The sequence below is a fragment of the Algoriphagus sp. 4150 genome, assembly GCF_031457395.1.
Taxonomy (GTDB): domain Bacteria; phylum Bacteroidota; class Bacteroidia; order Cytophagales; family Cyclobacteriaceae; genus Algoriphagus.
Genome location: NZ_JAVDWS010000006.1, coordinates 167,767 through 179,432, shown reverse-complemented (window position 1 = coordinate 179,432; position 11,666 = coordinate 167,767). Strand labels below are relative to the sequence as shown.

At 42.1% G+C, this 11,666-nt stretch carries 12 protein-coding genes; 7 read left to right on the top strand and 5 right to left on the bottom strand.

The window, feature by feature from the left end; all coding sequences use genetic code 11:
- Window positions 1-197 precede the first annotated feature (197 nt).
- From cysD to J2X69_RS10910, 5 genes are all read left to right on the top strand, one after another.
- A complete protein-coding gene (gene cysD, locus J2X69_RS10930; protein ID WP_192347177.1) occupies window positions 198-1,097 on the top strand; it encodes a sulfate adenylyltransferase subunit CysD in 900 nt (299 codons plus the stop codon).
- Between the two features lie 236 nt (window positions 1,098-1,333).
- Window positions 1,334-2,590, top strand: coding sequence for a GTP-binding protein (locus J2X69_RS10925; RefSeq protein ID WP_310102965.1), 1,257 nt, complete (start codon window positions 1,334-1,336; stop codon window positions 2,588-2,590).
- 111 nt (window positions 2,591-2,701) lie between these two features.
- The gene (locus tag J2X69_RS10920; protein WP_310102962.1) at window positions 2,702-4,801 is read left to right on the top strand and encodes a nitrite reductase; all 2,100 of its coding nucleotides are present in this window, start codon (window positions 2,702-2,704) and stop codon (window positions 4,799-4,801) included.
- A complete protein-coding gene (gene cobA / locus J2X69_RS10915) occupies window positions 4,798-5,568 on the top strand; it encodes a uroporphyrinogen-III C-methyltransferase (protein WP_310102959.1) in 771 nt (256 codons plus the stop codon). Before J2X69_RS10920 ends, cobA begins: the two co-directional genes overlap by 4 nt.
- 174 nt (window positions 5,569-5,742) lie before the next feature.
- Window positions 5,743-6,321, top strand: coding sequence for a bifunctional precorrin-2 dehydrogenase/sirohydrochlorin ferrochelatase (locus J2X69_RS10910; protein ID WP_310102956.1), 579 nt, complete (start codon window positions 5,743-5,745; stop codon window positions 6,319-6,321).
- 39 nt (window positions 6,322-6,360) lie between these two features.
- On the opposite strand, the gene J2X69_RS10905 is transcribed toward J2X69_RS10910, so the two are convergent.
- The gene (locus J2X69_RS10905; protein ID WP_310102952.1) at window positions 6,361-6,516 is read right to left on the bottom strand and encodes a hypothetical protein; all 156 of its coding nucleotides are present in this window, start codon (window positions 6,514-6,516) and stop codon (window positions 6,361-6,363) included.
- Between the two features lie 25 nt (window positions 6,517-6,541).
- Here J2X69_RS10905 and J2X69_RS10900 point away from each other — a divergent pair, with 25 nt between their 5' ends.
- Window positions 6,542-7,192, top strand: a complete 651-nt coding sequence (locus J2X69_RS10900; protein ID WP_310102949.1) for a type II CAAX prenyl endopeptidase Rce1 family protein — start codon at window positions 6,542-6,544, stop codon at window positions 7,190-7,192.
- 45 nt (window positions 7,193-7,237) lie between these two features.
- Here J2X69_RS10900 and J2X69_RS10895 read toward each other — a convergent pair whose 3' ends face one another.
- Entirely contained in the window at window positions 7,238-7,852 is a 615-nt protein-coding gene (locus tag J2X69_RS10895; protein ID WP_310102946.1) for a hypothetical protein, read from the bottom strand.
- A gap of 178 nt (window positions 7,853-8,030) precedes the next feature.
- On the opposite strand from J2X69_RS10895, the gene metK reads away from it, so the two are divergent.
- The gene (gene metK / locus J2X69_RS10890) at window positions 8,031-9,284 is read left to right on the top strand and encodes a methionine adenosyltransferase (protein WP_310102943.1); all 1,254 of its coding nucleotides are present in this window, start codon (window positions 8,031-8,033) and stop codon (window positions 9,282-9,284) included.
- Window positions 9,285-9,333: 49 nt separating this feature from the next.
- Here metK and J2X69_RS10885 read toward each other — a convergent pair whose 3' ends face one another.
- The 3 genes from J2X69_RS10885 to J2X69_RS10875 all read right to left on the bottom strand — a co-directional run bounded on the left by J2X69_RS10885 (window position 9,334) and on the right by J2X69_RS10875 (window position 11,577).
- Window positions 9,334-10,317: a D-alanine--D-alanine ligase gene (locus J2X69_RS10885; RefSeq protein ID WP_310102941.1), complete on the bottom strand. Its 984-nt coding sequence runs from the start codon at window positions 10,315-10,317 to the stop codon at window positions 9,334-9,336.
- A 306-nt stretch (window positions 10,318-10,623) separates the two neighbouring features.
- Window positions 10,624-11,001, bottom strand: a complete 378-nt coding sequence (locus tag J2X69_RS10880; RefSeq protein WP_310102939.1) for a GxxExxY protein — start codon at window positions 10,999-11,001, stop codon at window positions 10,624-10,626.
- A 336-nt stretch (window positions 11,002-11,337) separates the two neighbouring features.
- The gene (locus J2X69_RS10875) at window positions 11,338-11,577 is read right to left on the bottom strand and encodes a hypothetical protein (RefSeq protein WP_091692516.1); all 240 of its coding nucleotides are present in this window, start codon (window positions 11,575-11,577) and stop codon (window positions 11,338-11,340) included.
- Window positions 11,578-11,666: the final 89 nt, after the last annotated feature.

Here is an 11,666-nt window from a genome sequence, read left to right as displayed (position 1 = left end):
ACGGAAGTCTTTCTCGTCGCTGTTCACCATTCATCATTTGATAGTAAAAAAGAATCAAGACCATAGATAATTAGACTCAAGACATTAGAACTTCAACATTTATTATTCAGCATTTTGCATTCGACATTAAAAAATTAATTAAGAATGATGAACATCGAATAATGAAGTCCATTCGAAGACATATAATAGCTAAAGAAATGAACAACCTATTAATACCTAATCCAAAAGAAGCAGAATCGATACACATCATTCGCGAAGTGGCGGCGCAGTTTGAGCGTCCGGTTTTGCTTTTTTCCGGTGGAAAAGACTCCATTACGCTGGTAAGACTGGCTCAGAAGGCTTTTTACCCGGCGAGAATTCCTTTTCCATTGCTACATGTGGATACGGGACATAATTTCCCTGAGACCATAGAATTCAGGGATAGACTTGTAGAAGAGCTTGGATTGGAGCTGATCGTACGCAATGTGCAGGATTCTATTGATCAGGGTAAAGTTCGTGAAGAGCGTGGAAGATATTCCAGCAGAAACTCACTTCAGACGACCACCCTTCTCGATGCGATCGAAGAATTCAAGTTTGATGCTTGTATCGGTGGAGCCAGAAGAGACGAGGAAAAGGCAAGGGCGAAGGAAAGAGTTTTCTCGGTACGGGATGACTTTGGCCAATGGGATGAGAAAAACCAGCGTCCGGAGCTCTTTGATATGCTTAATGGGAAAATCCATGTAGGACAGAATGTACGCTGTTTTCCTATTTCCAACTGGACAGAACTGGATGTGTGGGAATATATCAAAACTGAAAATATTGAGATTCCTTCCATCTACTTTGCGCATGAGCGTGAGGTGTTCTTTCGGGATGGAATGATCTGGACTGCCAATGAGCATGTGTTCAGAGAGGAGCATGAAGAAGTGATGGTGAAAATGGTCCGATTCAGAACTGTGGGTGATATGACCTGTACCGCGGCAGTGCTTTCGGAGGCAGTTTCTCTGGACGATGTAGTCGGGGAAATCAGAGACTCTACCATTTCCGAGCGTGGAGCCAGAATCGATGATAAACGATCTGAAGCTGCAATGGAGACGAGAAAGAAAGTGGGATACTTCTAGAAGTGGGAACGTCATTGCGAGGAGGAGGTACGACGACAAAGCCTGCCTACCGCAGGCAGGCAATCTCAAACCACTAGACTGCTTCTCTCGCCTGTGGCGGATCGCAGTGACGATAAGCAGAAGTCAAGTCTCGTTATGCTGCTTCTCCAGAAGCAGCATAAGTCAAAATGCTCAGTATCAGAATTAAGCCTAGTCCAGCTTCTGGAGAAGCAGGACAACTGAAAACTAGAAACAACATGTCTGAAAACAGAAAATTGATAAAAATCGCCACTGCAGGCTCTGTCGATGATGGCAAAAGCACGCTGATCGGACGATTACTATACGATACCAAATCCCTGACAACGGATAAAATCGAAGCGATCGAGCGTAGTTCCAAGCAACGCGGATACGATTACCTTGATTTCTCCCTGGCTACTGACGGCTTGGTGGCTGAGCGTGAGCAAGGCATCACGATTGATGTCGCTCATATTTACTTCAATACCGACAAGACCAATTTTATCGTAGCCGACACTCCGGGTCATGTGGAGTACACCCGAAACATGGTGACAGGAGCTTCTACCTCACAGGTAGCGATTATCCTGATCGATGCAAGAAAAGGCGTGATCGAGCAGACTTATCGCCACTTCTTTATATCCAATTTGTTGCGAATCAGCCATGTGGTAGTGGCGATCAACAAGATGGATTTGGTGGATTATGATGAGGAAGTGTATTTGAAGATCAAAGCGGATTTTGATGCGTTGGTAGCAAAATCAGATTTTGCCGAAGAGCAGATCACCTTTATCCCGGTTTCTGCCCTGAAAGGGGAAAACATAGCCAGAAAATCAGAAGAGATGCCTTGGTATGTGGGCAACACACTTTTAGATCACTTGGAAGTGCTGGAACCATCTGATCTTCAGGAGAGTTCTGTTGTCAGATTCCCTGTACAATATGTCATTCGTCCCAAAACGGAAGCTTGGCATGACTTCAGAGGTTTCTCCGGAATGCTCTATGGTGGCAACCTGAAAGTAGGCGATGAGGTGACACTATTGCCTTCACTTAATACTTCGACGATCAAAAGCATTCACTATTTCGATCAGGAAGTCCAAGAAGCTGCGCCCGGAAGTTCCATTGCGATCACCTTAGCTACAGAAGTGGATTTGAGCCGTGGAGATATGCTGGTGAAAAGTGGAGAATTGCCTACAAGCGACAAACGACTGACTGCCACTGTTTGCCAAGTGAACAATAAGCCACTCAGAGTTGGCGGTAAATATATACTTCAGCATGGTGTAAACCGTGTGATGGCAAAAGTGGATCAAATTGAATCCAGAATCCATACGGATTTCACAGGAACTGAAGAAGCGGCACAATTGAAGCTGAATGATATCGGAAGAGTTCATTTCCGCTTGAGCAAACCTATCCATTTTGATTCCTATCAGTCTAATAAATCAAATGGAAGCTTTATCCTTATTGATGAAGCTGAGTACGATACAGTTTCGGTTGGATTTATAGAATAATTGTGAGTTACGAATAACGATTTACGTCATTCGATAGGTTATTGAAATTCTTTTGATTTCCGACCTTAACTCATCTCTATACCAACCCTTACCATTAAACCTATTACAGCTATGCAGAGCTTTAGAACCGAACTCGAAAACAATATAGTAGAACAGGATATCATCGATTTAGAAAAGAAAATTGCGCTTTTCAACGGTGGTAATATAGATGAGGAAAAATTTCGTAGCCTCCGTCTGGCTCGTGGCATATATGGCCAGCGTCAGCCGGGTGTTCAGATGATCCGTATCAAATTGCCTTATGGCCGTGTCTCTTCGGATCAGCTTCGCAGGATTTGCAAGGTGTCCGATGAATACTCTACGGGTAGATTGCACATCACTACGCGCCAGGATATACAGATTCACTATGTGAGTTTGGACCGTACCCCTGAGTTGTGGGCGGAACTGGAGCGGGATGATGTAACTATTCGAGAAGCTTGCGGAAATACGGTAAGAAACGTGACAGCCTCTGAGACTGCAGGCATCGATGCGAATGAGCCGTTTGATGTAACTCCATACGCTGATGCTGTTTTCAAATACTTTTTAAGAAACCCCATCTCTCAGGAAATGGGTCGGAAGTTCAAGATTTCTTTCTCCTCTTCTGATGAAGATACAGGATTGAGCTATTTGCATGATTTGGGTTTTATCCCAAAACTGAAAGTGATAGACGGCAAGGAAATTCGTGGATTCAAAGTAATGCTTGGTGGAGGTCTGGGATCCCAGCCACGTCATGCGGATGTGTTTTCTGAGTTTGTAGAATCAGACCAGATTATTCCTTTTGCGGAAGCTGTGATCCGAATCTTTGACCGCCATGGAGAGCGTGCGAAGCGTATGAAAGCCAGAATGAAGTTCTTGATCAAGGATATTGGACTGGAAGCATTCTTGGGATTGGTGGAAAATGAGAAAAAAGCACTTCCATTTAAGTCATATCCTATAGATTTTGAAGCCTATGAAGCTACTCAAAAACTACCTGCTGCTCCGGTCGCAACAGTAGAGGAGGAGCTTGGATTGGAATTTGAGAATTTCAAGCTCACCAATATTTTGCCGCAAAAGCAAAAAGGATTTGTATCTGTGGGAGTTAGGGTTCCGCTAGGTGATTTCTACACTGATCAGGCACGAAAATTGGCTGACTTGGTGGAGAAATATGCAAGTGCGGAAGTTAGATTTACCCTTCGTCAAAACTTCCTGATCCGTGATGTTCGCGAAGATTTGGTTCCTTATTTCTATAAAGAACTGAAGGAAATTGGGCTTGCTGCGGCGGGCTACAATACACTGGGTGATATCACTGCATGTCCGGGAACAGACACCTGTAATCTGGGTATTGCCAGTTCTACAGGGATTGCGGCGGAGTTGGAAAAAGTAATTCTTGCTGAATATCCTCAATATTTGAAAAATCAGAATCTGGTAATCAAGATCTCCGGCTGTATGAACGCCTGTGGGCAGCATAATATGGCACATATTGGTTTCCAGGGAATGTCCATGAAAGCCGGGAAAGTTGTAGTTCCTGCACTCCAAGTACTTCTTGGTGGTGGTAATATGGGAGATGGAAATGGGCGGTTTGCAGATAAAGTCACTAAAATCCCAAGTAAAAGAGGTCCTCAGGCGCTGAGAATCTTATTGAATGACTTTGAAGCAAATGCAAATGGTCTTGATTTCCTGAGCTATTATGACGAAAAGGGGCAAATCTATTTCTATGAATTGTTGAAGGAGTTAGGAGATGCTTCTACAGTGACTCCTGCCGATTATGTGGATTGGGGTAATACAGAAGAATATAAAATTGCAGTGGGCGTGGGAGAATGCGCCGGTGTAGTACTTGATTTGGTGGCTACCTTGCTTTTGGAAGCCAAAGAGAAAATCGATATCGCCCAAAAGTGTCTGGAAGAAAAACGCTGGTCAGATAGCATCTATCACCACTATGCAGGCTTGATCAATGCTGCCAAAGCAATATTGCTAGGCGAAAGTGTGAGCACAAACTCCTATGCAAATATCATCAAGCAATTTGATGAGGTATTTGTAGAAAGCGGCAAAATCAACTTGGGAGGAACATTTGCTGAAAAGATCTATCAGATCAATCAAAATGAGCCTACGGAAGCATTTGCAAATTCCTATGCTGCGCAGGCTTTGGAGATCTACGGTTTGCTGAAAAGCTACCGGGAGGAAGAGGTGACTGCATGAAGTCTATGATTCAACCGAAAGTAACATTGGTCGGAGCCGGTCCGGGTGATCCTGAATTGATCACCCTCAAGGCCGTTTTGGCGCTGAATAAGGCCGATGTGGTTTTGTATGATGCGCTGATCGATCCTGTGCTGCTTGACCATGCACCGGAGACAGCACACAAAATCTTTGTGGGCAAGCGTGTCGGACGACATTCTCAGCCTCAGGAGGATACCAATCAACTTTGCGTAAGCTTGGCCAAAAAATATGGACATGTGGTTCGCCTTAAAGGTGGGGATCCATTTGTCTTCGGGCGTGGATCCGAAGAGATAGAATACATAGAGGCATTTGGGATTAGTACGGAATTGATACCGGGAATTACTTCTGCTATCGCTGTTCCGGCGGCGGCAGGAATCCCGGTGACGAAACGGGGAGTTTCCGAAAGCTTCTGGGTAGTGACCGGTACTACATCAGCCGGTGAACTTTCCCGTGATTTGGCACTGGCTGCACAATCCACTGCAACTGTTGTCGTGCTGATGGGTACTAGAAAGCTGGCTGAGATTTCGCAGGTTTATACTAAGTTTGGAAAAGCTGATTTGCCGATAGCAATTATACAGAGCGGCACCACAAGCGAGGAGAAAATTGTAGCGGGTTATATTTCTGATATTGAACAAAAAGCCGAAGAGGCGAAGGTGGAAGCCCCTGCCATTATCATCATCGGAGAAGTGGTACGGGAAAGCATGAAATTGGCTGAAGTGTATCGGGAGTTTGTGAAATACAACCTTTGAGGTTTTTTCTAACCTCGAAGGTTTTGATAAGAACCTTTTCCATAGTCAAGCGAGAAATGACATGTCAAAGGAATAGAAAGCACGCTTGCCACTTTCCTACCTAATTCCGAATGATGAATTTTGAATTTTAAATTCTGAAGTTCAGGAAATTTGAAATTTCAAATCTGAAATCATATGAACCACTTATATCCCATATTCCTAAAAGTCCACGAGCTCAATACTTTATTAGTAGGTGGAGGAAATGTGGGTACGGAAAAGCTGCAATTTTTACTGAAATCAAGCCCAAATGCTCAGGTCACGGCAGTTTCGAGAGAATTTTCCCAATCTTTTTTGGATCTGGCTTCCAGTACAGACTCCGTGACAATTATCGAAGACCTGTATCATGAAAAGTATCTTGGGGGCAAGCATATAGTAATTGCTGCCACTGATGATAAGGCTGTTAATAGACAGATCAGGGATGAAGCCAAAGAGCGTTTTCTTTTGGTAAATGTGGCTGATACACCGGATTTATGTGATTTCTATTTGGGCGGAATTGTCACCAAAGGAAACTTGAAGATCGCTATCAGTACCAACGGAAAATCCCCCACGGCAGCCAAGCGACTCCGCCAATTGTTAGAAGAAGTGCTTCCCGAGGAAATGGATGATTTGTTGAATAATCTGAATGCTTACAGGGATACCCTGAAAGGCGATTTTGAATACAAGGTGAAGGCTATGAATGAGATTACTGAAGGGCTGGTAAAAAAGGCAAGGTAGTTTTTGGAGGTATAGGCTACATTATTAAATTGAGAGAATTTAATTTATGCCTATCTGCTTTTCTGCCAGTAAAGAAACAAAAGCAATATAGGATTCGGAAAATGCTAGCATTGAGCTACTTAGGTCATCCGTCATCGGTCTTCCAGCCAATAAAGCAAGGAAAATATAGCTACCGGCATCATTGCCGATAATCATATTTAACACTTTTATATTCTTTCAAATGATTCCACCTGTTTTTCAAGATTTCCTCATTTTTCTAAGAAGCCCAAGCAAAGCTGAGTCCTATACCAAAATGCCGGCAGGAGGTTTTTTGGTTTTGTTACTTGTTGCATTGGCTTTGGCAATTCCATTTTCCGTTTTACTGGAATGGCTTGGAGTAAATCAATTTGATTCACTACTGGAGAAAATGCTGGCTGAGAACAAAATGCCGGTAGTTTTTGCTGTGATATTCTTGGCGCCTCTACTAGAGGAGCCGATTTTTAGGCTACATCTTGACTTGAAAATAACATCTATTTGGTGGGGATTGGGCCTGTCTATTCTAATGATTAGTCAACAATGGTATGTAACAGCTGTATTTATTGTTTACCTAGTTTATCTACTTTTAAAAGTATTTCGCCATCGACCGCCGAATCTCAAATTTGTTATCTATACGTCCTCAACTTTCTTCGCTCTAATCCATTTGGGAAACTTTTCTAATTTTGAATTAGCAGACCACTTTTACTGGATACCTTTTCTGGTAGCAGCTCAGTTTTTCATAGGATTGATTCTTAGTTATATTCGGCTCACTTATGGAATTTGGTATGCGATATTGTTCCATGCAGTTTATAATGCAATTCTGATTATACCTTCGGTTTATTTTTATGAGCCGTAAGCATTAGGAAGAAAATTTTAAAAAAAATAGGAGTCCTCGATTAAGTCAATCTTCAATAGCGATAAAAAGGAGTTTTTCGCTTATGCTTTTTGATGTCAGATAGAGTTTGTTGCTTTTTATTTCGTAGGATTCTACCGACTCGATTGCTTTTAAAAAGTCAGCCTCAAATTCTAATACCGGAAAAGTGTTTGAAGCATTATTATTCGGTATAAATTCTATTCCTTCTTCAGGAGCAACAATTGAGAGATTTCCTGCCTTACTGCTGGAATAACACCCTGTGATTTTATTTGAAAATGTCCTGAGGTTGAAAGCAGCCAAATTCGGGCATTCTGACAATTTGGAGTCCTCTTTAGAAAACTGAAGCGTTACTTTGAACACATTATCGTAATCTTCTCCTCCAAGTGCAAAGACAGCTGTTCTTGCAAAACAAGTCAGGTTGTCTAATGTTCCATGATCGGTGGTGATATCCTGAAATCCTGCAAACTCCCAGCTGCTATACAAATCAAAAGCTCCTGCCTTGTCGCTCAAGTCATAGCAGCAAATGTCTTTGGGATTACAATATGACCCGATGGGAAGCGGCTCAAAAGGTTCAGGCTCTTCAATTTCTTTCGAGCAACCTAAGAGCAGAAGAATCAAAATTGTTAAAAGAGGATTTCTCATGATGCTCAGAAGATTAACGAATCTTTTTTTGCTATAAGCGTATTGATAAGTTACAGGTTTTTAGGTTAAGATTATAAATTTCACTCACTTTAAACTCACCTAGTTTTTCAATTTTTTATTTCACCCGGTTACCGTATTTTTGGGCTTCCTTTACATTACGCATTACCAACATTTATTTATGGCATATCTATTTACCTCAGAGTCGGTATCTGAGGGGCATCCGGATAAAATCGCAGATCAAATTTCTGACGCATTAATTGATAATTTTTTAGCCTTTGACCCTAATTCCAAGGTAGCTTGTGAGACGCTAGTGACGACCGGTCAGGTGATACTGGCAGGTGAGGTGAATTCAGATATCTATCTGGATGTGCAGAAAATCGCGCGTGATGTGATCAATAGAATCGGCTATACCAAAAGCGAATACATGTTTGAAGGGAACTCTTGTGGAGTTCTTTCTGCGATTCATGAGCAGTCTTCGGAGATCAACCAGGGTGTAGTCCGTCAAAATCCTGAAGAGCAGGGTGCAGGGGATCAGGGAATGATGTTTGGTTATGCTACCAATGAAACCGAGAATTACATGCCTTTGGCATTGGATCTTTCTCATATGATCCTTCGGGAATTGGCAGAACTGAGAAGAGAAAATAAGGATATCACCTACATCCGTCCTGACTCCAAGGCTCAAGTGACGATAGAATACAGTGACGATAATGTGCCGCAGCGAATTGAGGCAATTGTGGTTTCTACGCAGCACGATGATTTTGACGAGGAGGAAAAAATGCTAGCCAAAATCAAGTCGGATATAATTTCCATCTTGATTCCAAGAGTGATAGCGAAGTTGAAGCCGGAAATACAGCAGCTTTTCACTTCAGAAATCAAATACCACATCAACCCTACTGGGAAGTTTGTAATTGGCGGGCCGCATGGAGACACCGGTCTCACGGGTAGAAAAATCATTGTAGATACCTATGGTGGAAAAGGAGCCCACGGTGGAGGAGCTTTCTCAGGAAAAGATCCTTCTAAAGTTGACCGCTCTGCTGCCTACGCTACACGTCATATTGCCAAAAATATGGTTGCAGCCGGTCTTGCTGATGAGGTTTTGGTACAGGTTTCTTATGCGATAGGAGTAGCCCAGCCAATGGGTATTTACATCAATACTTATGGCACGGCTAAAGTGAATATGAGTGATGGTGCGATTGCAAAGAAAATAGAAGGGCTGTTCGATATGCGTCCTTATGCTATAGAGCAGCGCTTAAAGCTGAGAAATCCCATCTATGAGGAAACTGCAGCCTATGGTCATATGGGAAGAACAAACGAAGTCGTAACTAAAACGTTCCTTTCCCCTTACAGAGACAAGATCACACTAGAAGTGGAGCTTTTCACTTGGGAAAAACTGGACTATGTGGACAGAATCAAAAAAGCATTCGAACTATAAAAACAAAGGCTTCCGAAAAATCGGAAGCCTTTGTTTTTAACTTCGGTCTTCAAAACATCTCTTCAATCAACTCAGTATAAAAATCCCTCACTTCCATTCCGATTGCCCGAACTTGCTGGGAAATCAGACTAGTTTCGGTTTGGCCGGGCACAGTGTTGATTTCGATAAAATAGAACTTGCCTGTTTCATGTTGCAGAAAGTAATCAATGCGAACTGCACCTTTGCAGTTAAGCTTTTCATAGATTTTGGAAATGATACGATTTACCCTAGCGACCTCTTCCTCTGACTGACGGCCGGGTGTGATTTCTTCCGTTACACCGGCGACATATTTCGCTTCATAGTCAAAAAACTCTTTACTGCTGACGATCTCCGTAGCCGGAAGAACAGTGATTTTTCCTTTTCCTTTGAAGCATCCGATAGAAAATTCACGGCCTGAGACGAACTCCTCTACAAGTACTTGAGTGTCTTCTGCAAAAGCTTTTTCCAGCGCTTCAGGCAATTCTTCCCATGTTTTCACCTTGCTCATACCGATGGAGCTTCCTCCGTTGTTGGGCTTGATGAAAAGCGGTAAAGCCAGTTCATCTTCCACCCGCTTGAGATTTGCAGTGGAATTTTCAAATAGTTGAAGCGATTTGGCAATGTGTAACTCCTCTATATCACCCACAATGGCTTTGGTGTAGCCCTTGTTCATCGTAATCGCAGATGTCAATTGGTCGCAGGTGGTATAGGGTAATCCGATCATATCGAAGTAGCCCGCAAGTTTGCCGTCTTCTCCCGGTGAGCCATGGAGAATATTAAAGACTCCGTCAAAGGTGATTTTATCATCGCCAAGCATAATACTGAAGTCATTCAAATCCACTGGGATTTTTTCTCCTGCCGCACTTAAAAAATGCCAATCTCCCAGATAAATCAGGATTTTGTACACATCATACAGTTCTCTATCGATGGTCTTTTCCACCACGGCGGCACTTTTCAATGAGATCACAGACTCTCCGGTATATCCACCGGTCACCAAGGCAATTTTTCTCTTCATAGGTATCAGTATTAACGGTACGAATTACTCGAATTTTTCGGGAAGGTGAAAATTTTTAAATGGTTCCCGCAGATTTTCGCTGATTAAAAAACCGCAGATTTGCGCAAATGAACCGGTATAGAGATCTAATAGATAAAATCAGTGCGTATCAGCGACTTTTTCTGCGTATATCAGCGGGAAACTTGCTACGACTCAATATTTTTTCTTTCCCGCAGATTCCCGTGGATAACTAGCGCAGATGATCGCAGATTTAAAGGAGCTAGAATAAAAATCAGCGCAAATCAGCGAAAGATCAGCGGGAAATAGTTAAAGCTTATTGACCTTTCTGATAATCCCTTCTGTGATGTCTTGTACATTAAAATTCACCAATAAACCCAGTTTAATACCCGATAACCTTAGATAAGTGATGACTTGCTTGTGATGAACTTCCATTAAATTCTCCACAGATTTAATTTCGATTATTACTTTGTCCTCAACGATTAAATCAATTCTATAACCCACATCCATTCTAAGGTTATCATATACCAGTGGTAGTCCCACTTGACGTCTTACATTTAGTCCTTCTTTTATGAGTTCATGATTTAAGGTAGATTCATAAGTTGATTCTAAAAGACCGGGTCCAAGCGTATTGTAAACTTTAAAAATAGCCCCTCTGATTTTATATGAGATTTCGTTTTCAGTCATTTTTTTCAGTTTTAAAAATATTATCTAATTTACTGAAAGTGAACTAAATTTACAATTTATGGAGTATGGTTTTTCCCCGCAGATTGACGCGGATAACTAGCGCAGATGCTCGCAGATTTAAAGGAGCTAGAATAAAAATCAGCGATAATCAGCGTCTTTTTCTGCGTATATCAGCGGGAAAGTCACAGTATATCTCCCGTAGATTGACGCGGATAACTAGCGCAGATATTCGCAGATTAAGGTGGTTGAAAAATAAATCCCCGTAAATCAGCGTTTTTTTCTCCGCAAATCTGCGGGAAATACTTTCATCATCCAAGCCCTCATCCGCGGGATCAATTAAGCCAGCTTAATCTGATCCAGATAGAACTTCATCCTTGTGTGATCACGTGGCAAAAAGTCAATTTTATCGATTTTGTCCTGCTTGTGATTATAGAAGACTTCCACGTATTCATTTTCCAACAAATACAAATTCACCTTGTGCTTGTAATAGCGAATGCCCACGACGAAGGTACCTTCGGTGTAGAGGGTGGCTATTTTTTTGTGAAACGGAAGGTTGGCGAATTCTTCTTTACTCATAATCTTCAATTGCTCTTGTTAAGGTAAGGAAATGAATTCTTTTTTGATCAAAAAAGGTTGATTCTTGATCGACTTCGGCTTATACTTGA

What these genes read in the sequence shown, in the direction of transcription:
- cysD (WP_192347177.1), top strand. Translation starts at nt 198, where the DNA reads ATGAACAACCTATTAATACCTAATCCAAAAGAAGCAGAATCGATACAC.
- J2X69_RS10925 (WP_310102965.1), top strand. Translation starts at nt 1,334, where the DNA reads ATGTCTGAAAACAGAAAATTGATAAAAATCGCCACTGCAGGCTCTGTC.
- J2X69_RS10920 (WP_310102962.1), top strand. Translation starts at nt 2,702, where the DNA reads ATGCAGAGCTTTAGAACCGAACTCGAAAACAATATAGTAGAACAGGAT.
- cobA (WP_310102959.1), top strand. Translation starts at nt 4,798, where the DNA reads ATGAAGTCTATGATTCAACCGAAAGTAACATTGGTCGGAGCCGGTCCG.
- J2X69_RS10910 (WP_310102956.1), top strand. Translation starts at nt 5,743, where the DNA reads ATGAACCACTTATATCCCATATTCCTAAAAGTCCACGAGCTCAATACT.
- J2X69_RS10905 (WP_310102952.1), bottom strand. Translation starts at nt 6,516, where the DNA reads ATGATTATCGGCAATGATGCCGGTAGCTATATTTTCCTTGCTTTATTG.
- J2X69_RS10900 (WP_310102949.1), top strand. Translation starts at nt 6,542, where the DNA reads ATGATTCCACCTGTTTTTCAAGATTTCCTCATTTTTCTAAGAAGCCCA.
- J2X69_RS10895 (WP_310102946.1), bottom strand. Translation starts at nt 7,852, where the DNA reads ATGAGAAATCCTCTTTTAACAATTTTGATTCTTCTGCTCTTAGGTTGC.
- metK (WP_310102943.1), top strand. Translation starts at nt 8,031, where the DNA reads ATGGCATATCTATTTACCTCAGAGTCGGTATCTGAGGGGCATCCGGAT.
- J2X69_RS10885 (WP_310102941.1), bottom strand. Translation starts at nt 10,317, where the DNA reads ATGAAGAGAAAAATTGCCTTGGTGACCGGTGGATATACCGGAGAGTCT.
- J2X69_RS10880 (WP_310102939.1), bottom strand. Translation starts at nt 11,001, where the DNA reads ATGACTGAAAACGAAATCTCATATAAAATCAGAGGGGCTATTTTTAAA.
- J2X69_RS10875 (WP_091692516.1), bottom strand. Translation starts at nt 11,577, where the DNA reads ATGAGTAAAGAAGAATTCGCCAACCTTCCGTTTCACAAAAAAATAGCC.